The organism is Marinilabilia salmonicolor, assembly GCF_003003035.1.
Taxonomy (GTDB): Bacteria; Bacteroidota; Bacteroidia; order Bacteroidales; family Marinilabiliaceae; genus Marinilabilia; species Marinilabilia salmonicolor_A.
Genome location: NZ_PVTS01000002.1, coordinates 256290 through 277516, shown reverse-complemented (window position 1 = coordinate 277516; position 21227 = coordinate 256290). Strand labels below are relative to the sequence as shown.

The 21227-nt window shown below is 42.5% G+C and carries 13 protein-coding genes and 1 tRNA gene; 9 read left to right on the top strand and 5 right to left on the bottom strand.

What is annotated here, in order from left to right; genetic code table 11:
* Nucleotides 1–227 precede the first annotated feature (227 nt).
* On the top strand, nt 228–1367 hold the full coding sequence (locus tag BY457_RS02770; RefSeq protein ID WP_106151799.1) for a methionine aminotransferase: 1140 nt from the start codon (nt 228–230) through the stop codon (nt 1365–1367).
* Nucleotides 1368–1417: 50 nt separating this feature from the next.
* Here BY457_RS02770 and BY457_RS02765 read toward each other — a convergent pair whose 3' ends face one another.
* Nucleotides 1418–3868, bottom strand: coding sequence for a family 20 glycosylhydrolase (locus BY457_RS02765; RefSeq protein WP_106151798.1), 2451 nt, complete (start codon nt 3866–3868; stop codon nt 1418–1420).
* 264 nt (nt 3869–4132) lie between these two features.
* Between BY457_RS02765 and BY457_RS02760 the strand changes: the two genes are divergently transcribed.
* The 4 genes from BY457_RS02760 to BY457_RS02745 all read left to right on the top strand — a co-directional run bounded on the left by BY457_RS02760 (nt 4133) and on the right by BY457_RS02745 (nt 9585).
* Nucleotides 4133–4204 (top strand) — tRNA-Arg (locus BY457_RS02760).
* 212 nt (nt 4205–4416) lie between these two features.
* Nucleotides 4417–5376: an HNH endonuclease gene (locus tag BY457_RS02755; protein WP_106151797.1), complete on the top strand. Its 960-nt coding sequence runs from the start codon at nt 4417–4419 to the stop codon at nt 5374–5376.
* 260 nt (nt 5377–5636) lie between these two features.
* Nucleotides 5637–7484: a transglutaminase-like domain-containing protein gene (locus BY457_RS02750; protein ID WP_106151796.1), complete on the top strand. Its 1848-nt coding sequence runs from the start codon at nt 5637–5639 to the stop codon at nt 7482–7484.
* A gap of 259 nt (nt 7485–7743) precedes the next feature.
* Nucleotides 7744–9585 (top strand): DUF3857 domain-containing protein, encoded by a 1842-nt coding sequence (locus BY457_RS02745; protein WP_106151795.1) that lies wholly within the window; start codon nt 7744–7746, stop codon nt 9583–9585.
* Nucleotides 9586–9631: 46 nt separating this feature from the next.
* On the opposite strand, the gene BY457_RS02740 is transcribed toward BY457_RS02745, so the two are convergent.
* Nucleotides 9632–10777 carry a DEAD/DEAH box helicase gene (locus BY457_RS02740; protein WP_106151794.1) on the bottom strand — a complete coding sequence of 382 codons (1146 nt, stop codon included), beginning with the start codon at nt 10775–10777 and terminating at the stop codon, nt 9632–9634.
* Nucleotides 10778–11462: 685 nt separating this feature from the next.
* Here BY457_RS02740 and BY457_RS02735 point away from each other — a divergent pair.
* Nucleotides 11463–12776: a DEAD/DEAH box helicase gene (locus tag BY457_RS02735; protein ID WP_106151793.1), complete on the top strand. Its 1314-nt coding sequence runs from the start codon at nt 11463–11465 to the stop codon at nt 12774–12776.
* An 81-nt stretch (nt 12777–12857) separates the two neighbouring features.
* Nucleotides 12858–13616: an NYN domain-containing protein gene (locus BY457_RS02730; RefSeq protein ID WP_106151792.1), complete on the top strand. Its 759-nt coding sequence runs from the start codon at nt 12858–12860 to the stop codon at nt 13614–13616.
* Nucleotides 13617–13708: 92 nt separating this feature from the next.
* Here BY457_RS02730 and BY457_RS18895 read toward each other — a convergent pair whose 3' ends face one another.
* From BY457_RS18895 to BY457_RS02720, 3 genes are all read right to left on the bottom strand, one after another.
* Nucleotides 13709–13942: a hypothetical protein gene (locus BY457_RS18895; RefSeq protein ID WP_146130945.1), complete on the bottom strand. Its 234-nt coding sequence runs from the start codon at nt 13940–13942 to the stop codon at nt 13709–13711.
* Nucleotides 13943–14062: 120 nt separating this feature from the next.
* Nucleotides 14063–16414, bottom strand: a complete 2352-nt coding sequence (gene pbpC, locus BY457_RS02725; protein ID WP_106151791.1) for a penicillin-binding protein 1C — start codon at nt 16412–16414, stop codon at nt 14063–14065.
* A 131-nt stretch (nt 16415–16545) separates the two neighbouring features.
* Entirely contained in the window at nt 16546–18132 is a 1587-nt protein-coding gene (locus BY457_RS02720; RefSeq protein WP_106151790.1) for an aspartate:alanine exchanger family transporter, read from the bottom strand.
* Nucleotides 18133–18622: 490 nt separating this feature from the next.
* Here BY457_RS02720 and BY457_RS02715 point away from each other — a divergent pair, with 490 nt between their 5' ends.
* Complete coding sequence (locus BY457_RS02715) at nt 18623–20035, top strand: polysaccharide deacetylase family protein (RefSeq protein ID WP_106151789.1); 1413 nt, start codon at nt 18623–18625, stop codon at nt 20033–20035.
* 91 nt (nt 20036–20126) lie between these two features.
* Nucleotides 20127–21218, top strand: coding sequence for a nitroreductase family protein (locus tag BY457_RS02710; RefSeq protein ID WP_146130944.1), 1092 nt, complete (start codon nt 20127–20129; stop codon nt 21216–21218).
* The last annotated feature ends 9 nt before the right edge of the window (nt 21219–21227 follow it).

Below are 21227 nucleotides of genomic sequence, written 5' to 3'. Positions count from 1 at the left end.
GGGTTGATATTATATCAAAAATAGTAGCTATTTGTAAGATTAGAGAATAGTCTGATAAGGAGGTGTTTGCTGGCAGCCTGAATTGAGTGGGTTGGGCGTATGTTATTGTTGATTACTTGTTTAATGGTGTTTTTTACAGGCGAGGTTCTATTTGAATTAAAAGATGCATTTTTGCATCTATTATTAGTATATTTGGTTAAACAGACATTGAAAAATTATATTTTATCATGATAGCTCCCAAGCTTATTACCCTTGAGAACAGTATTGTAAATGCAATGAGTGAGTTGGGCGATAGCCACAATGCCATTAATATGGCCACCGGTTATACCGATTTTCATTGTTCCCCGAGGTTAATCGATCTTGTGCAGAAGCATATATCCGAAGGAATCAATGAATTTGCACCGCCATATGGAGTAACGAGTTTGAGGGAGCGTGTTTCCGAAAAAATTGAGAATCTGTACGGACATAGATACAATCCGGAGACAGAAATTACCATTACTGCCGGCGCTACCCAGGCGATTTTCACCATTGTGACTGCCCTTATCCGGGAAGGTGATGAGGTGGTGATTTTTGAACCCGCCTATGACAGCTACGTACCTGCCATTGAAATTAATGGAGGGAAGCCGGTTTTCGTGCCGCTGAAAGGGAATGATTTTCGAATTGACTGGGAAGAGGTTCAGAAGTTGATTACTGCCAACACCCGCATGATTATCATTAATTCGCCCCACAATCCTACCGGGATGGTCTTTTCTGAGTTGGATATGCTGCGTCTGCAGAAGATTATCAATGGCACCCGAATCACGGTTCTTTCAGATGAGATTTTTGAACACATTGTTTTCAATGGTGATTCGCATCAGAGCGTTGCTCTTTACCCAAAGCTTGCCGAGCGAAGTGTGATCATCAGTTCCTTTGGCGAAACTTATCATGTTTCAGGTTGGCAGATAGGCTATTGTGCCGGTCCTGCTGATGTTATGCACGAATTGAGAAAGGTGCAACGCGTTATGATGCAGAGTGTGTCATCACCTTTCCAATGGGCACTTTCAGAATTTCTGGAGTATAAAGAGGAATATCTTCAACTGGCCGAATTCTACAAAGAAAAGCGTGATCGTTTCAATGAATTAATGGCCACCACCCGCTTCAAGCCAATTGTTTCGCACGGCACCTTTTTTCAGCTTTTTAGTTACGATAATATATCTGATGAGAGCGATAAGGATTTTGCCATACGGCTTGTTAAAGAGGCAGGGGTAACAACTGTTCCGATTAGTGCTTTCTATCACGAAAAATCGAAAAAGCACCTGTTGCGGTTTAATTTTGCACGCACAGATGAGAATCTGGAAGAAGTAGCAAAGCGATTGGGGCAGTTCTGATTATCGAATAAAAAAACTCCCGAAACCTTTTGATTCCGGGAGTTTTTTATTTACCGGGTAATCTTGAAATTTCTTAATTCCCCGTTTAGTGCATTGGTTTCATCTCCAATAAATTCCAGCGGGAAGATGAATGTGTTAAAACGGTTTGTTTCCGGATATCTATTGCGGATTGGTCCTTCAATTTTTTCTCCGTCCACAAAGAGGTTGAGCGTTCGCCCTTTGGCAATCAGTTTTATTTTTAGCCATTGATTCTTTGGAGCAGTATAGTTGAATGAATAGTCGAATCCGTCTCTGGAGAAACCTATCTGTCCCGTTTTGTTCTGAACCATTTTGAAAGAGCCTGTGTGAGAAGAGAATAAGATTTGTTCCTGGTTTGAACTGCCAGTCACTTTAACTTCAAATTCAGCAATGTAATCTGGTCCTATATTTTCAACCAGAAGGGGTTTAACGTAGCTTTTCCCACCCTTCAGATGGATGACATTTTTTCTGATTTTTGCGTTCTGCAAAACCGGGTTGTTTGCTGAAAAGTCAGGTTCTAATACTGTGAAATCAGCTTTGTATTGGGGATTGATGGAGGGAGGTGTCCCGGTCTCTTTTATCAACCACATAAAGTCAGTAAAACTGTTGTCTTTGGCTTCGTTCCAGGTCTTTTCAGCGATAACCGCACCGGTTGTGCGTATCCGCTCATACAAGTCATAATCTGTAAGTCCGGTGGTACGGCGAAACGAGTTGTCATTCCACAATGCATATTGAGCACCAAGCATTTGAGGATGTCCTGGAATTACGGTGTACTGACGCATAACATTGGGTTGCCATTTTGCCCCGTAAAGATGCTGGAGATTGACGTAGTCGCCATATCCTCCTATGTTTTCAGTTCCGTTGGGGACCATGTAGGTGTCAACATCCAGAATGTTGATGATGTCGAATCCTGCATCAATGGCATCCAGTGGTCTCTGCCAGCCAAGTGACCACACATGCATTTGAACGCCTTTGCTGGTTACTGGTGTTTGCCCCGGCTTGGCAGTCAGGCTTCCCCACAAGCGAGGAGTAAATCCGCGTTCTTTGACGTAAGTCAGTAATTCATTGGCAAACCAACGGTAATCTTCGGCTTCGCCATAGTATTCGTCGGTCCCGATATGCACAATCCCATCTCTGAAAACAGGTTTCTCCCCATCTTCTGCGGTCAGGTATTCATCGAAAACTTCCTGAACAAAACTCATGGTCTCTTCTCTGTAGGTGCGCCCGGTTTCAGGGTCAAAGATGTCTTCTGAGGCATCCAGCATCGCAGTCCGTTCCACATCATAAGGCTTTTGTAACTCACCACGATACATCAGGTCCGGACGTACGCGTACGAAACTCATGGCATGACCGGGAACATCAATTTCAGGCACAATGTTAACACCGTAAAGTTTGGCATCATCAATAAGGTTGCCAAATTGTTTTTTTGTATAAAAAACATCTTTGCTTGTGAGCGGAATCCCATTTTCCCCGACCATTGATGATTCGAGTCTGAATGCCGTGGGGGCAGCATCCATCACTTCTTTCCGGGCAGCTGCTTTTTGTTCGTCAGTGGCATCCTTTTTATTCGGAATTTCGGTATATTCATGGAGCCATATGAAATTATCGTTGAGGTGTAACTGCAAGTCATTCAGTTTGTAATACGACATAGTTTTCATAACATATTGAATCGCTTCCAGTGTTGCCGGCTTTCGACCTACATCGTACATAAATCCGCGTACCGGATATTGAGGATAGTCACGTACGGAACCGCAGGGGAATCTGAATTCATTGTTGTGAAAAACCTGAAGGAGGGTGCGTGTACCCCAAAAAGCACCGGTAGGGGTGGTGGCTGAGATGGATATTTTGTCGTTGCTGATATTTAAGATGTACCCTTCTTCGCCGACCGAAGAAGGAGCACTCAGATCGACGGAGATGTCAGCTTTACTTTGATCAGTGGCTGAATGAATTACTTCTGCCTGATTTCCGGTCAGGGACTGATAATCCTTAGCAAAGATTTCCATTCTCTCCTCCAAATCTTTATGGTCAATCTGGATGCTTAGTTTGCGGTTGGGCACCATCCAGCTTCCTGTTGTACCTTTCCATTCCTGCAGCGCAGGAATGACCTTCGGTTTGGGATTGTCTTGCGGAGTTTTAGTCTCCTTAGCTGATATTGTTATCGAAAAGGTTTTAGTGAGAGCACTAAGGGTGTCTTTTTTTAGTAAAAATGTTACCTGACTGGCCTTATCGCTTAAAGGACGGATTATTTTCCCTTCAAAATCGATTATCTGTTCAAATGAAGTACCGGCTATTTCTACCTTAACATTCTCAGGAATATCGACGTAGGTTAATTGTTGTCCTTCGGTATTTATATTTTTTTCCGGTGAAAAGTTTTCTGCCAGCTTTTCCAGCATTGCCTGTGTTGTGGTGTTATCCGGAGATGTTGCCCGGATCAGTCCGGAAAACAATAAAAGAATGACTGTTAATTTGAAATTGAAACTCATGTTCAAGAACTTTATGTGTTAATAAATGTAAAACATCTTACTGGTACTGGGTTGAAAAGGGTGCTTTGATGCAAGTTTTCTTTAATATTGTGTAAATATATAGATTTATTTAAGGACATAAAGTTTAAATGTAGGGCATAATTCAAATTTTATACAGATGGTTCGTTTACCTCAAAAGGAGTCGTTAGGTCATCAATGAAAGAAGGAACTCGCAAATGACCTTTTTAATTACGAATGATTTTCCTATTTTTGCAGGCAAACTAAGGCTCCATAGTTCAAGGGATAGAACAAGAGTTTCCTAAACTCTAGATACAGGTTCGAGTCCTGTTGGGGCTACAAAGCACTCTGATTATCAGGGTGCTTTTGTTTTTTGACACCAAGTGTTGTACTCCCATATTATCTGAGAAATCTTTTTTTAGTAAGAGGTCTATAGGAATCCATAGAGTATTGAGTGTGGATTTTTTATTTACAAAGGTCATGTACCAATGGATTTCATCTCGAAGAGTGATCAGAATCCCCCATAATTAATTATCTTAGGGTTGGAATTAATGAACAGGCTTCAAAAAGACATATTATCTTTAAATCAGGGAGAAACCGTTTATGGCCCTGCTCCACATAAACCAATACTTTTGTTGGCTGTTATTGATATGTTTGAAAGTAATGAGATCTTTCAAAACTGGATTGAGCCGACTGAAGCATTGGTTGTTCGGTTTCGCAGCATTTGGTCCACACTAGTTCAGACGAATCATTCACCTACTTTTGCTCTCCCATTTTTTCACTTAAAAAATGAGAAAAGCAGAATCTGGGAGTTAATTCCATTTCCTGGGAGAAGTATCCCGTTGACTCGTAGTAATTCTATTAAAAGTTATAAGGCGTTAAGGGACTCTGTGGCAGCAGCGCGTTTGTCCGGCTCTCTGTTTAAGGCGATTTCTCATCCTGTTGAGCGGGAGGTGCTTAAAGGATTAATTCTTAACCGTTACTTCCCGGAAACAAGAAATGTACAATATCATAAATCTCCCTACGAAGCTAATCTCAGGAAGGAGATGGTTTATGACGAGTCTGAAAATTATGCCCGAAAAATTAAGAAGAAGCTTGAATATTTACCGAAAGAGTTAAAGGAACAGGAAGTTATAGTTCGAAGTCATATTTTTCGTAATGCCATATTGGATATTTATGATTATCGATGTGCCATAAGTGGTTTGAAAGTTAATTTTAATGGAAAAGCAGGGCTTATTGATGCCTGCCATATTCGGCCTTTTGCTGAATCCTTCGACGATACCATTCGAAACGGTATTGCGTTATCCCCGCATTTACATCGAGCCTTTGACCAGGGTATGATTGCCCTGTCGGATGACTATACTGTTTTGATCCATAGGCAAGTGATGGATTTGAGTTCCGGTTGCAGCATTAAGCAATTTGAAAATAAAAGAATAGCACTGCCCGGGAATGTGGAATATTACCCGGATTTGGGGAAAATTGAAGAGCATAGAAAAAGATTTGGATTCTGAAATATATTTTCGGCAATAGTCTCCCTGATTCCTCACCTCCACAGTTAACATCCCGAATCCAACCTTAAACCATGGTTGCATCAATCTCCGAATTTCCCTTTGTCTATCTGGCGTTGCTTCTTGTTTTAATCCTTTTTATCAAATATCACCAATAAAATTGCATAAAAATGTGCAAAAGTTTAAAAATATGATAATTTTGAATTCTCAAGAGCGTTGTAAATACTATTTAGTTGCTTTTCTTTTTTTTAATGTAGAACCCTATGCCCCGAATAAGCCTTTTTCATATTTCCCTTTTTCTCTTTTTTAGTACCGGTTTTTTTGCGCGGGCACAGATTGCCAGTTATGACACTAAAGTGAAAATTGATGAGGATAGAAAGATTATCGAAAAAAGCTTCTTAATAAATATCAACTCCAGAGACGATCTGCATCTTGCTGATATAGAAATTGAGGTTCAAAATTCTCAGGAATTCAAATTGCTGGAAGCTTCTGTTCTTTATGCTAATGGAGAAAAGGTCCGAAAACTTAAAAACCGGGATGTCAAAACCCGCAGCAATCTTTCGTATGATAGTTTTTTCAATGATGACGTGGTAAAGGAGTTTGAACTTTACTGGAACAATTATCCGTATCAAATAAAATACGTCTATAGCATAGTTGAATATAAATTTGTTTCGGTAGCTGGTTGGTCTCCCATTGTTGAAAAAGGTCTTTCTGTTAAAAAGGCTTCCCTTCAGGTGGAAATTCCTTCTGACTATCCTGTATCCATGGATATTTCAGATCAGCTCCAATACCAGGTAAATGAGCGCGACGATGTTAAAACGATGGTCTGGGAGATTCGGGATTATAAAAAACCGGAACAGGAAATGTTTGCACCCCATGAATTTGAAACGATTCCCTATGTTTACATTTTTCCGCAAGAGTTTAAGTATGGTGTAGCGGGGAATTCCGGTTCATGGGCTTCGTTCGGCGAATGGTTCGATTCGCTTAACAGGGGTTCTCTTATGTTGACGGTAAGAGAAAAAATGATAATTGATAACCTGATAAAGGGTATTGATGATAAAAGAGAAATTGTTAAAACGCTTTATCATTATTTGCAGGACAATGTCCGATATGTCAACGTTCGGCTTGACCTTGGAGGACTGAAATCGTATCCCGCCGAGTATGTTTGTCAAAAAAAGTACGGCGATTGCAAAGCGCTTACCACCTATATGAAGGCGTTGTTAAATTATGCCGGCATCCCATCCAATTATGTGCTTATCCGTGGCGGCTTCGACGTTCCCCGGATTAATCCCAATCTTCCCGGTCAACAGTTCAACCATACGATACTGAGTGTCCCATTGGGAAATGACACTCTTTGGCTGGAAAATACTTCAGGAATTATTCCTTTTAATTATCTGGGAACCTCCTTGCAAAACAGGAAAGCTCTGTTTGTAAATAAGGACCGCAGTAAACTAATCACTTTTCCGGCAATGACCCTTGATGAGGTTTATGAACACAGGGTTTTTGTGTTCGGTTTGGATAGCGAGGGTAGTGGTGCGATTATTATAAGCCAGCATCTGAGGGGCGGGGAATTTGAAAAGTACAGGTATTTTCAAAAGGCTTTAAATCCCGAAGAGCAGGAGCGGGCAATTAAAAATGGTCTCAACACAACGTATTTCGATTTAGAAAGCTTTTCTTTTCTCCCGGCGGGCAGGGATGAGCGTCAGTTCAATATCCTTGTCGAAGCATCCTGCAAAAATCTTTTCCGGCGGGTTGGGAATATTAAAATCATTAAACCACCTGTGTTCTCCGTTCCCATGCCCGAAAAACCAGAAAAACGAAGAAATGCCGTCCGGGTTCATATTCCGGTTAACAAAGCAGATTCCATGGTTTACAATCTTTCGTTACCTGAAAACCATGAGATAGAACTCCCCGCGGACGTGTTTCTGGATACACCTTATGGTCAGTACGAAACACGCTACCTGAATGAGAACAATAAACTCATAGTTGTCAGTAAATTCCAGTTGTTTCAGGGAGATTATCCCATAGAAGATTATGATGGGTTCTACTCTTTTTTTAGTGAAATTGATAAAATAAGACATCAGTCTGGCATTGTAATAAACATAAAATAAAAATCCGGCTGAAGGAAGAAGAGATTTTTAGTCTGTCGCCAGTCGTTGAAAAGATTTTTTTACAAACCACAAACAATAATTGCGTTTGAGAAAACAACTTAAACCCATGAAACACAGTCTTATTATTCTATTCCTGGTCTTTACGCAATTGGCAGGAGCACAAAATTTCTCCAGAAAATTCGGTGATATTTCGGATGCTGAAATGAATTTAACCAGTTATGATTAAGACCCGGATGCCGGAGCGGTTGTCCTTTATGATATGGGAGAATCGCGCTTTATTGACGACCAATATGATTATAACATCCGTTTTATCAGATCCAAGCGAATTAAAATTTTTGATAAGTCGGAATTGGATCAGGCAGAGATTTCTATTCCTTTTTATGTCGATGGACGGGGAAAAACCGAAACCGTGGAATCCATTGAGGCTTTTACCTACAATAAAGTAAATGGCGAAATTACACGCACTGCGGTCAAGAGTTCTGATGTTTTTGAAGAGCGTATCAATGAGCGGTGGCGAAGAAAGAAATTTGTCTTCCCTGATGTTCAGGAAGGTTCGGTTTTAGAAATGAGGTATGTTGTGGAATCGCCGTTTTTGTTCAATCTCCCCGACTGGGAGTTTCAGGAAAAGATTCCGGTTATTTATAGTCAATATGAGGTTCGAATCATCCCTTTTTATGAATATGTCTTTTATTTACAGGGCAAAAATGCCTTCGATATGCAAATGTCCAGACTTTCAAGCCAAACACGAATCTGGGGCACTCTAAACAAGCATATGGGTACAACAACAGGAAATGGAGTGGAGTATAAGGAGAATATTCATACCTACGGCATGAGGAATGTTCCTGCTTTTAAAGATGAGTCTTTTATTACGTCTATAAGCGATTACATCATAAAGCTTGATTTTCAGCTCTCCAAGGTTCATTATCCCAGTGGAGGATCCAATGAAATAATGACAACCTGGCCCAAACTCAATAAAGCTTTGCTGGACCACGATAAATTTGGGAAGTATATTAAACGATGCAGCCGTTTTGCGAAAAAGGCCATGAAAAATTCCATTGATCTTGAGGGGCAAAACGAAGCACAAAAAATAAAAACGCTTATTCAGTATGTGAAAGATAATTATACATGGAACGAGTATAATTCCAAATTTGCTTCTAAATCCCCTTCTGAATTTGATACTCAAAAAACAGGAAACTCAGCCGACATAAATCTCTTTCTACTGGCGCTTTTTAATGCCGCCGAAATTGATGCTCAGCCTGTAATCCTGAGTACACGGAAAAACGGAAAGATTAACACCGATTATCCTTTTGAAAAAGACTTTAATTATGTTGTGGTGATGGCTGGCCGTGAGAAACCAATATTGGTGGATGCAACCAATGTGTTCCTTCCATTTTATAAAATACCTGTCCGCTGTATTAATGAAACCGGACTGATTGTTGAAAAGAATGAAGTGAATTGGGTGGAATTAAAAGACCAGATTCTTTCCTCAAAAAGAAACCAGATAATCATTCGTCCTAATCCCGAAACGTTAAAAGCAGCCACCAGTATTTCATCTTTTTACGATGGATATGAAGCAGGGCTGTTTAAAGATCAACATAACGACGATATCGCTTCAATAAAAGATTTCTTCTTGTCAAAAGAGATTTCACAAATAAATGGCGTCAAAACAAGAAATTATGACCAACCTGAGGAAGCGTATCAAATTTTTATTGATGGTGAAATGGATATCGAGCAAATCGGAGATAAAATTGTAATTTCTCCTTTTCTTGACCTGGCAATGAATGAAAACAAACTCAGTCAAAAGGATCGGAACTATCCCATTGACCTGATATACGCCAGAGAAGAATCATTTTCGACAACCATTTTTATCCCCGAAGGTTTTGAAGTGGAACACTTACCAGGTAATGAAAATACTTCTGATGACCTGGCGGATATTCAGTTGAATTATGAGAAAACTGAAGAAGACAAAATTCTTGTCACCGGAAAATATACCTTAAAGAAAGCAGTTTATAGTCCCGATGAATATTCTAAAGTAAAAAAACATTTCGACACGATTGTGAGACGATTTAATGATGATATTGTTTTAAAATCTACTCTTTGAGCATCTTGAGGAGAAGGCAAAACGGTGACGCTGACAGGGAATATCACTAAACCCCTTGCAGGTTAAGTGCATTTCCATCAACCTGCGTCGCTCTTTTGCCCATCTTCTTCTGAATGATTTTAAAATGATGCTCATCTTCGGGCGAAACAAACGCAATGGCGTTTCCTTTCGAGCCAGCACGACCTGTCCGTCCAATCCGATGTACATAGTCTTTGGGCGATCGGGGTAATTCGTAATTTATCACATAGGGCAAAAATTCAATGTCGATGCCTCTTGCGATTAGGTCGGTTGCCACCAGCACTTTAAGTTTTCCTTCTTTAAACAGACGCAAAACGGAAGTTCGGTTTCCCTGGCTCTTTTTGCTGTGAATGGCTTCTGCCTTGATGCCGTTTGCCTGCAACTTTACGACGACGGCATCCGCCCGGTGCACCGACGATGTAAACACCAGAACCTGTTGCATATTTTCATGCTTGATGAGATAGCGCAACAGAGGACCTTTCTTTTCCTCGGGAATTAGATAGGCAGTTTGTTCTATTAAATCCAGATTGGCTTTTTCTTCTTCTACCTTAATTACAACCGGCTGGCGGAGTAATTTCTTTTGAAACGTACTCAAATCCTCGCTAAGGGTGGCAGAGAACAAAAGAGTTTGTCGCCTGGCAGGCAACAGATTAAGAACCCTGGTCATTTCTTCTTTGAAGCCGAGGTTGAGCATTTTATCGGCCTCATCAAGCACCAATATTTCTACCTCCGAGAGGGAAGTGGCTTTTGCAGAAATTAAATCCAACAGTCGCCCGGGGGTGGCAACCAAAATATTCACTCCTTGTAAATCTATCATTTGTGGGTTGATGGAAACGCCGCCATAGACTGCCAGACTTCTTGTTTTTACAGGAAGATACTTCCCAAACATGTTGAAGGCAGTATTGATCTGAACTGCAAGTTCGCGGGTAGGCACCATCACCAAGGCTTTTATATGCCGGTTTTTCAGGGGCCGGGTATTTTTCTGAATTTGTTCCAAAACGGGCAGTACAAAACCCGCCGTTTTCCCTGAGCCTGTTTGTGCAATGCCCAAAATATCTTTACCGCTTAAAATAGCAGGGATTGCTTCTTTTTGTATCGGGTAAGGGGTTTTGTATTTTTGTTCGGTTACAGCCTTTAATAAAGCTGGCGATAGTCCTAGCGAAGAGAATGACATAAAAAGTGAGTTGATAATTAATGATTAAAGCCTATGGTTCTTAGGATTTTCCGCCGATTGCCTATATTTTTTCATTGGTCGCAACGCAGCTTGTCCCGGGTTATCGGGAAAGCAATCTTCCTTTAAAAAAATAGTTTCTCCGGACACCAGTGATCTCTTTAGGTTTGAATGTTCAGTCGTTTAAAAGCGAAAACTCATCAATAAAGCAGGCTGTTTGCAAAGATACATTGAAAAGAACTACGATATAATATTTTACCTCTTTTTAATAGTACCTTTGCCACGGATTAACCTGACCGATTCCTGCATCCGCAAAAATGGACTGAGAAATATTATTCCTGGAAAAGTTCTCGTTTTGGGATGTATATTCTCAGATTATATCTCACGACAAGGTAAATAAAACAGGTCATTGTGAATGACTACCCCAAAAAAATGGGGCATAATTTATATATGACAGATGTGGCAGGTCCCCGGAGGGGGCAAAATTGAATAACCCAGGGTGCCGAACCCAGGGATTCCAAGCTAAAATATAATCAGGTCCCCGAATGGGGGCCAACTATTAATTTGCTGATTTTTGTTTGTTACAAAAAAAACTGTCATTGGTAGTGAAACGAAGCAAACTGAGGGTGGATTTATTAGTTGTTGCAAAAATAGAATCCAAAATACTAACACAATCAATTTTAATAAAATGTCTCATTCTACAATACTTTCCCGCTTCAATATTGATGCTCTGAACGAGATGCAGCATGAAATGCTTGCTGCCGTCCAAAAGCCAAACGATGTGGTATTAATTTCACCCACCGGTTCGGGGAAAACCATCGGATTTCTTTTGCCTGTATTGCAACTGTTATCCCCCGATAAATCGGGCGTTCAGGTTTTAATTCTGGTTCCATCGAGGGAACTGGCCATACAATTGGAGCAGGTATTTAAACAAATGGGAACTCCCCATAAGGTTAATTCCTGTTATGGAGGACATTCGGTTCGCATAGAACAAAACAATTTTCAACAGTTGCCCGCTGTTTTAGTGGGCACTCCCGGAAGAGTGGCTCATCATCTGCGTCGGAAAAACCTGGTTCTTGAGGATGTTTCCACAGTCATTTTAGATGAATTTGATAAATCCTTAGAGCTTGGCTTTACCAGTGAGATAGAGTACGTCCTGAAACAATGCAAAGGGGTGAAAAAACGAATTCTCACCTCGGCAACCCCGATTAAAGAGATTCCGGCATTTGTTGGTATCAATAACCCCATTGAGTTAAATTTTTCCACACGACAATTGACATCAAATTCGGAGTTGGTGATGAAGTCGGTGAATGTGACGGGCGGTGACAAATTACATGCCCTCATGCTATTGCTGGGGCACATTGATGCACAATCTACCCTCGTGTTTTGTAATCACCGCGATGCGGTAACCCGGATTTCGCAGCAACTGAAGTTAAATGGTTTTGAACATGGTTTTTATCATGGAGGTCTGGAGCAAATCGACAGAGAGAAAACACTCATGAAATTCCGGAACGGGAGTATTAAAATATTAATCACCACCGAGCTGGCTTCACGCGGGTTGGATATTCCCGGAATTGAAGCTGTTGTTCATTATCAACTGCCGGCAACCAAAGACGTTATGATTCATCGCAACGGAAGAACAGCCAGGATGCATGCGGGTGGTACGGCCTATTTTTTGTTGGATTCGGATGATTTTTTACCCGATTTTATAAGTACTGTGCCTGATGATGAAAAGTTACCTGAAAAACTGACTCTTCCAAAACCCGGCGAATGGAAAACCTTGTACATCGGAGCCGGGAAAAAGGACAAGATCAACAAGATGGACATCGTAGGGATGATGCTGCGCAATGGTCAGCTTCAAAAAGAAGAATTGGGTAGAATTGAAGTGCTGGATCATTCGGCTTATGTGGCTGTAAAGCGCGATAAGATCAATAATACGCTTAAACTGATAAAGGAAGAAAGAATCAAGAAGAAAAGAGTCAAAATAGAAATCTCAAACTAAAATGGGACTTCTGCTCCCCGGGGGGCTTGCATAATATTATAGGGTAGTTAAAACTTCAAATATTATTCGTAATTTGCAATTATGGATTTAAAACTTGCAGTACTCATCGACGGAGACAACATTCCTTCGGGATATGTAAAAGAGATGATGGAAGAAATTGCCAAGTACGGCAATCCTACCATCAAGCGAATTTATGGCGACTGGACCAAACCCAATTTGTCGCGGTGGAAAAATATTCTTTTGGAAAATGCCATTACACCTATTCAGCAATATGGTTACACCACCGGAAAGAATGCCACCGATTCGGCCATGATTATTGATGCTATGGATATTTTGTATTCCGAGCGGGTCAACGGGTTCTGTCTGGTTTCCAGCGACAGTGATTTTACGCGGTTGGCCACCCGTTTGCGTGAAGCCGGAATGCAGGTCATCGGTATTGGAGAAAAGAAAACACCAGATCCTTTTATAGTCGCCTGTGATAAGTTTATTTACATCGAGATATTGAAGAATATTGCAGATGAAGATGATGAGGCAGAAGAAGATAAGAAGCCTCCTAAAGCCTCGGTGGATAAGATCACTCCGAAGGTCATTCGATTGATTGCAAGCTCCATTGATGATATTGCTGATGATGACGGATGGGCCTTCCTGGGAGATGTTGGAAATCTGATTCAGAAGAAACAGCCCAATTTCGACTCCCGTAACTATGGTTTTCAAAAGCTGACACCGCTGATTAAGTCCATCAGTAATTTTGAGATTGAAAAACGGGAAAACTCCAAAGGACAGCTGAAGCTGATTTATGTGAGGAAAAAGGAGAAACCTCAAAGAAGGTCTAAGAAATAGAAAGGTTGCATGGTAATTCTGTGTGAACAAAATAAACTGTGGCTCGTCGTGTATTCGGTGAGCCACAGTTATTTTTGTTGATGAGTAGCATGTCAGAGAAGATTATATCTTACCCCTATTTCTCCCAGACTGAGGCTGGAATTAGGCAACAAGTTGGGGGGACAACTCCCAAACTTCTCATTTGCCATGTAGCGTTTGCATGTTTTAAAGGCCGCTTCGCCACCTTCACAATACTTTTTTCGATACACAGATGCGGTGTATTCTTTTCCTGCCAGAATGCCATTGAAAATAGGGCATTTGGGTGAGTTAGTACAAACTAAATTCATGTTTACGGGTCTTTATTAATGGTTAATGAATGTAGATATTAGTACGCCAAGCGAGCTAATGTTCACAAACTTAGTAAAGGGGATGAAAAAGGAATAATTTGTTTGACGAGAATAGAGATTTTATTCTTTAATGGTGAATTTTCGGATGATTTTGTTTCCCTGGTCATCCACAAGAGTAAGCCGATGTTCTCCTTTTTTCGGTTCAAGTTCCATTTCATGGTTTTCTTTGGTTTTGCCCAGATAGTCCTGGTTAAGGTGCCAGAAGATTTCAGCCTCCGGATTGGAATGAACCACTTTGAAAACAATTTTTTCCTGTTCTCCATCAAAGTCCACAGGACGCATGATGGTTGCCCCCGGCGGGGGATAGATAAAACCAATTGGAGATTTGGAGGATTGAAAGCATCCCGGTTTTTCGGGTGGTAGATACCGATAGTCCGGCTTTTGGCGACTGTAATACCAGGCCATTAATGGCGGCAGGACAAACCACGGCTCGGAGATGATTTCACCTTCCGGTTCGCATGATTTTCGGGTTTGGAATTGTCTGTCAGGGGTGAGATGGATCAGCTGATGGTAGGGACAGACAGGATTGGATTTTATGGTATGCGGAATCAGCATTGTTTCTGTTTCCGGGCATATCGGTGATGCTCTGAACCCCGATTTTTGGCAGATCTGCGTCTCTTTTAAGTCGTCATGCGGCACTTTATACCAGGGGGATGTGGGAAGGAGATCAAAAAGCCTGAACATCAAAGGGCCGGCGGTGAGTCCCCCCAGCAGACCGGCCCGTCCTTCGCCGGATGCATTGCCTACCCAAACCCCAACCACGTATCGCGCGTTGACACCAATGCTCCAGGCATCCCGGAAGCCATAGCTCGTACCGGTTTTCCATGCAATATTTTGTCCGGAAGTAAAATGTTCCCATCCGCTCTCTTCAGGAGGACGTACTAGGCTCTTCATGGCTTCGAGGGTCCACCAGATGGCACCTGCCGAAAAAACAGAAGGGTGGTCGGTGGGTTGTGTTGGAGCTGTAACAGATTGTTCCAACTGCAGCGGGTGGAAGTCATTGCTGCTGTAACGGCTGTTGTTTTCAACGTAGTGCTTTAAAGTCCGTCCCATGGAGGCGTAAGTTCCTGCCAACTCCCAAAGAGTTACTTCCCCGCCACCGAGAATCAGACTAAGTCCGTAATGTTCATAGCCTTTATTCATTGTAGTGATACCGGCCATGTTTAGTTTGTTGAGAAATTTTTCTGCCCCGTGTTGGTGCAGGAGTCGCACAAAGGGTATGTTGAGTGATCGGGAAAGTGCTTCATCTGCTGCAACAGCACCATCGTATTTGCGGTGGAAGTTTGAGGGTGTGTAACTTTGGTACTGGGTGGGGACATCTGCCAGAAGGCTCTGAGGCAGGATGGTCCCTTCCTGAAGGGCATCCGCATAAAGTATTGGTTTAAGTATGCTTCCGGAACTTCTTTGGGCCCGAATCATGTCAACCGCATGGCCTGTTCTCTCTTTACGAGATGCACTGTTGCCGATGTAGGCCAGCACATGTCCGGTTTCCACATCTGCGATGATGGCTCCGGCATGACGGATGAGGTTGGAAGCCATACGGTTGGAGTGCCGTTGCAGGGCATCCTTTGCTTGTTTTTGCAGATTTGCATTCAGAGTGGTGTGTATCATCTCTCCCGGACGGGTCTTCAGGTAATAATCAATCAGGTGTGGAGCAGATGAGGGAAGTGGCCGGGTGCCTTCAGGGAGTGGTTCCTCGATCGAAAGCTTCAGCTCAATGGGAGAGATGTGGCCGTTTTCGGAAAGCTTTTGTAACAGACGGTCTCTTTTTTCTTTGAGTATGATGCTGTTGTGTCCCGGGCGAAGCAATCCGGGAGCATTGGGCAAAACAGCCAGAAGAGCTGCTTCAGCCCAGGTGAGATGTTTTGGCGGTCGTTCGAAATAGTGCCAGGAGGCTGTTTCAAAACCGACAACATTCCCTCCGAAAGGAGCATTGCCGGCATAGATGAGCAGAATCTCCTCTTTGCTGTGCGTCAACTCCAGTCGCAAAGCCTTGACCATTTCCAGTATTTTGTTGCCGATGGTTCTGGGAGCATCGGCCGACATCCTGGCCACTTGCATGGTGATGGTACTGCCACCACTTACTATTCTGTCTTGTTTTATGTTCTGGAAGGTGGCCCGGATAAGCGACCATGGGTTGATGCCCGGATGGTAATAGAAGTATTCATCCTCAAAAGTAAGCAGAGCGCTTTTGTATTTTTTTGGCAGGTCAGAGGGCGCCGGGAATCTCCATTGGCCATCCTTTGCTATGTGGGCACCCAGTAGTGAGCCGTCACCGGCAAAAACGACCGTCGAAAGAGGTTTGTTAAATTGGGGAGGCGGAATGCACAGGAAAAGTAAAAAAACTACCAAAATCCCCATCAACAGACGGAAGAGGTTTCCGGTAATGATTCTTTTCACTGGTTTTTTCATGGTTTTCTTTGTCAAGACTTCGCTGAGATATAAGATTCTTGAACTACTCCTATCCCATTGTAAAACCTTTGCCTCATTGCGCCTTTGCGTTTAAGTTTTCTTTAACGAACTGTTATCGGCAAAACAATCCTTTAAAAAATTGCCAGTAGTTGTGTAAAGATAATCAGCAATACCATGGCTACCGGGTAAACTGTGGCATAGGCAATGGCGGGAGCGTTGGTGTCAGTCATGGGGTCAACGGCTGCAAGTCCAGGAGTACTGGTCATGGAACCGGTAATGGCACCCAGCATGGTCAGTATATTCATCTTTTTCATGAAATGAGCAGATATAACAGCAAGCAACATAGGGAGTAAAGTGATGACTCCTCCTATGACAAAAAGCTGTGAGCCATATTGATTGTAAGTTTCCACCAGTTGGGATCCGGCTTTTGTTCCCACCTCCACGAGGAAGAACATCAGCCCAATCTGCCGCAACAGCTGTGTGGCAGCCCCCGACATACTCCAGATGATGGGGCCGGTACGTCCGATGCGGCTCAATATCATCGCAACTGCGAGTATTCCGCCGGTTAATCCCAGGTTGAAGGAGATGTTTTCTCCAAATGAGAGGGAGAGACCGCCCAAGATAATACCCAGTACAATTCCTGCTGCAATAGGGAAGAAATCGGTGTCGGAAAGTTTTTTGTCGTTGTTTCCGAAAATCCGAACTACCTGTTTCATGTTTTCCCGGCTGCTGGCAACCGTTAGCTTATCGCCCATGTGCAGCCGCATGGTGGGTGATGGGGTGATGTCGATTCCACTACGTCGCAGGCGGGTGACGGTTGCCTGATAGTTGCTCCAGAGATTGAAAGTTCCCAGCATCTGATTGACGGCTTCCTTATTGGTAACCAGGATGGATTGAACCTCATAGGATTTATGCAGGGGGATTTGCTCTTCCGTTTCGTTACCAATCAGCAGGTTGATTTTGTTTAATGAATCTTCGGTGCCTACTGCTTTTACAAGATCTCCCTTGTGCAGGATGGTATCTGGAGACGGCACCACTGCTTCCCCGTTGTGCATGATCCTGGAGATTACAGCTTGGGTCATGGAGCGGATTCGAAGTTCCGAAATGGATTTTCCCTCGACATTTTCATTCTCCACTTTGAATGTCTTGCTTTTAATTTCCGGAAAGCCTGATTCACTCAGTTTCTCATATTCCTTTTCAGCTTTTTTGATGTCTGCCTTCACAAATTTGGGATAAAGTCTGACAAACAGAATGACTCCGATAACGCCAAAGGGATAAGCGATACCGTAACCGATGGAGACCAATGGGGATCCGGTGGCGTCAATGGCCGCTGCAAGTCCGGGAGTACTGGTAAGAGCCCCTGTCAACAAGCCAATGGCCACGGGCATCTCGATTCCGGTCCACCAAAATGCGGCAAAAGTGATGGCCGAAGCAGATGCCACGATGATGGTGGCAATGATGGCCAGATTGCGTCCCTGTTGCTTGAATGATTCGAAAAATCCGGGACCGGCCTGCATACCAATGGTATAAATAAATAGGATAAGTCCGAGTTTTCCAATAATTGGGGGCATGGTCATCCCGAAATGTCCAAAAATCAATGCCACAAAAATGATGGCAGAGATGTCCAGTGAGATGCCTTTAAATTTGATGCTTCCAAGGATGAAGCCCAGGCAGATGATGACAAAGAGACCGAAGTACTGCGTGGTGAAAATTTCCATTGGCTTAAGTTTTGGTTGAGTGCAAAGTTACGCTAATTCCTTAGGCCTCTTAATATACTGACGTTAATTTTTATTAATCGGTGGATGGTGGCGACTATTCCCCAAAAAAATCTGTCATTTGGTACGTTGTAAAGCAATTTCAATTTTTTAAACGGACATCAATAATTATTTGTGAAACGAGCATGGCAACGATTGCCTCAAAAGAACATGTATAAATTCTTGCATGCGAGTTCCATCCGACCTTAATTAATAAATTTTATACGGATGAATAAAAACAGGATATAATCATACCTTTGTTTTGTAGCGTGGTTGTGTGTAATTTAGTATTCCAAAGGAAAAGTCTTTTTGCTTTTTAAGGAATACATGATTTTAAAAAGGCCGAAGGTCTTTAAGCAGCGCCCATGACTATCGTTCCCAAGCTTTCAGCTTGTTTGCAGTCTGCCTCTCTTCCGGATAAAGCAGGTATTATTGATCGGTTAACAGAGATTTTATGTTGCTTTCTACCAATAAAATAGAGTATGTGTTGTTTCATTTAAAGCAGCATATTTCAACCAATGCTTTGAATGATTCCTGTTATGTTGTTTTAAATGAACATGAAGAGATCTGTCCTGAAATTCAAAATAAAGTTGTTTTTCTGTTGTCAGATGCCGGGACACCGGCCCCGCAATCGGTCGAATTTATGGGGGAGGAGATTCCGATTCTTTTTCCGCTTGGCCCATCTCAATTGGATCTTTATCGCATGGACGAGAGGGGAAATCTGATTTTTGGGTTTGATTTTTTGTCTTCTGTTTTTTACTTACTCTCCGGACTTCAGGAATTGGAGGTCTCACAGCGGGATCGATATGGCCGTTTCCCGTATGCCTGTTCCTTGCAAAACAAACTGGGTTGTGCGCATTTACCGTTGGTGAATTATTATATGGAAATGGTGATTCGGGGTTTGGAGGAGTTTGAGAAGCACCAGAATTGCTCTGTTCATCGCAAACGGTTGTTCCAAAACTTCGGGTTTTTGCTTTCACACGATGTGGATCGGATATCCTTTCATCATCCGTTTCGTATTTTGTTTAAAATCAAACAATTGTTGGGGCTTGCACCATTACAAAACAGCCGAAAGACAACATTTAAATTGTTTCTTAAAGGGATTGCTTTTCAGTTGAATCCTTTCAGAAACCAGGATCCGTGGTGGAACTTTGACTGGATTACAAACCTGGAGAAAAGACTGGGCATTCGCTCAACCTTCTTTTTCCTGAAGCAGGAGGACCGGTTTGATAATTCATTGTATAAATTTCATTTTAAAAGGATAAGTGACTTGATTAAAGTTCTCAAAGAAGAGGGATTTGAAGTAGGACTTCATGGCACTATGCGCTCTGCAGCCGACGGGGATAATATGCTCCAACAGAGAGATGAGCTCACCAAAGTGTTGGGAGAAGCCCCTGCGGGTATTCGTCAGCATTATCTTCGTTTTTTCCATCCTTCAACTTTTCAGCTTCAGGAAAAAGCAGGACTGATTTACGATACTTCTCTGGCTTTTGCGGAACAGGACGGCTATCGCAACGGTTATTGCTTTCCGTTTCACCCGTATGATTTTGAAAATGACCGCATGATGAAGATATGGGAAATTCCCCTGGTAATGATGGAAGTTTCTGTTTTGCAATACCGCAAAGAGGGTTTTGAAGAAATTCGAAAATCTGTTTTTCATTACATCAGAGAAGCCCGGAAGTTTAACGGACTTTTTTCTTTGCTTTGGCATAATTGCAGGATGAGCGAGTATGAATATGGTGGTGTTACAGTTTTTTATCAAGATCTACTTAAAGCGATAGTGGAAGAAGGGGCAGAAGTTGTTACAGGCAAAAAACTGATTGAGGAAAAGATGGAACTGAACAAAAATGACTTTTCCGGCATTTGATACACCAGCCGGATTTTAGGAGATGTACAACGGATTGCCTGCTAACCACTAAATACTTTTATCTTTGTGGGAGATTTTGAATAAACAGAAAATGGGAAAACCGCTTCAGAATATTCTTCAAAAAGCAGGCCTTTTGGAATTTGCCCAAAAGGTCTATTTGAAATGGATGGATTTAAAGGAGGTTGCTGAGTTGTTGGCTGTTTTGCCAATGCTTAAAAGATCCGGCTTGTTGCGTCGGATTTATTTTGCTCTTTTTTCTTCTACTTTTAGTGCCGAAATGCGCCAGTATATTCACGGGCGTTATTTTTACCTGAAGCGTAGCCGTGGTCCTGTTTTTAATGAATCGCTGTTGCGACGTAATACCCACCGGCTGGAAAAAGGACTGATGGCTGAAGACCGGAAGCAGGTTTTTGGCCTTGATTTTATCGGGCAAACTGTTTCGCAATTTTCGGCGTCAGTGGCTCAGACCGGATCATCGGAACTGAACGACTGGGTATTCGATATCCTGAATGAATACTTTAGGATAGTTGGAGAATCTCCTGTTGTTCAGGATGCTTATCAGTATTTCAGAAGAGTTATTTATACTAAAAACCTGCCGGACCAAAGCAAATTGCCTTTTGTGAAGTCATCCCCCGATTCGGATGCTTTCATTCATTTCCAAAAACTTCTGAATATCCGAAAATCTGTGCGCAGCTTTGTTCCTGGAAGTAACCCGTCGCGGGATCAGCTTCAAAAAGCCGTTCGGATGGCTGCCACAGCGCCCAGTTCTTGTAATCGCCAGCCATTTCGGTTTGTTGTACTGGAAGATAAAGAGAGTGTGGTGGCTGTGAGTAAACTTGCCGGAGGTGCCCGTTCATTTGCGGAAGGTATCCCTTCACTGGCCGTAGTTGTGGGAAGTACCAGTGTCTCTCCCTCTCCGGGCGACCGCCATTTGATGTACATCGACGGAAGTCTGGCATCTATGAATTTTATGCTGGCATTGGAAAGTATGGGCGTTTCTTCCTGTCCGATCAATTGGCCTGACAATAAGAAACCGGAGAAGGCCCTGCGAAAGATTGTGGCGCTGGAGAAGTTCGAAAGGCCGGTGATGTTGATAGCTATGGGGCAGGCAGCGGGGACCGGCCTTGTAGCCTGTTCTGTGAGAAAAGGAGTCACTGAACTTTTGGAATTTCATCAACCCTAAGAATAGTGT

Bases quoted from the DNA above. Each gene is read 5' to 3' on its own strand.
- BY457_RS02770 (WP_106151799.1), top strand. From the start codon at position 228: ATGATAGCTCCCAAGCTTATTACCCTTGAGAACAGTATTGTAAATGCA.
- BY457_RS02765 (WP_106151798.1), bottom strand. From the start codon at position 3,868: ATGAGTTTCAATTTCAAATTAACAGTCATTCTTTTATTGTTTTCCGGA.
- BY457_RS02755 (WP_106151797.1), top strand. From the start codon at position 4,417: ATGAACAGGCTTCAAAAAGACATATTATCTTTAAATCAGGGAGAAACC.
- BY457_RS02750 (WP_106151796.1), top strand. From the start codon at position 5,637: ATGCCCCGAATAAGCCTTTTTCATATTTCCCTTTTTCTCTTTTTTAGT.
- BY457_RS02745 (WP_106151795.1), top strand. From the start codon at position 7,744: ATGGGAGAATCGCGCTTTATTGACGACCAATATGATTATAACATCCGT.
- BY457_RS02740 (WP_106151794.1), bottom strand. From the start codon at position 10,777: ATGTCATTCTCTTCGCTAGGACTATCGCCAGCTTTATTAAAGGCTGTA.
- BY457_RS02735 (WP_106151793.1), top strand. From the start codon at position 11,463: ATGTCTCATTCTACAATACTTTCCCGCTTCAATATTGATGCTCTGAAC.
- BY457_RS02730 (WP_106151792.1), top strand. From the start codon at position 12,858: ATGGATTTAAAACTTGCAGTACTCATCGACGGAGACAACATTCCTTCG.
- BY457_RS18895 (WP_146130945.1), bottom strand. From the start codon at position 13,942: ATGAATTTAGTTTGTACTAACTCACCCAAATGCCCTATTTTCAATGGC.
- pbpC (WP_106151791.1), bottom strand. From the start codon at position 16,414: ATGAAAAAACCAGTGAAAAGAATCATTACCGGAAACCTCTTCCGTCTG.
- BY457_RS02720 (WP_106151790.1), bottom strand. From the start codon at position 18,132: ATGGAAATTTTCACCACGCAGTACTTCGGTCTCTTTGTCATCATCTGC.
- BY457_RS02715 (WP_106151789.1), top strand. From the start codon at position 18,623: ATGTTGCTTTCTACCAATAAAATAGAGTATGTGTTGTTTCATTTAAAG.
- BY457_RS02710 (WP_146130944.1), top strand. From the start codon at position 20,127: ATGGGAAAACCGCTTCAGAATATTCTTCAAAAAGCAGGCCTTTTGGAA.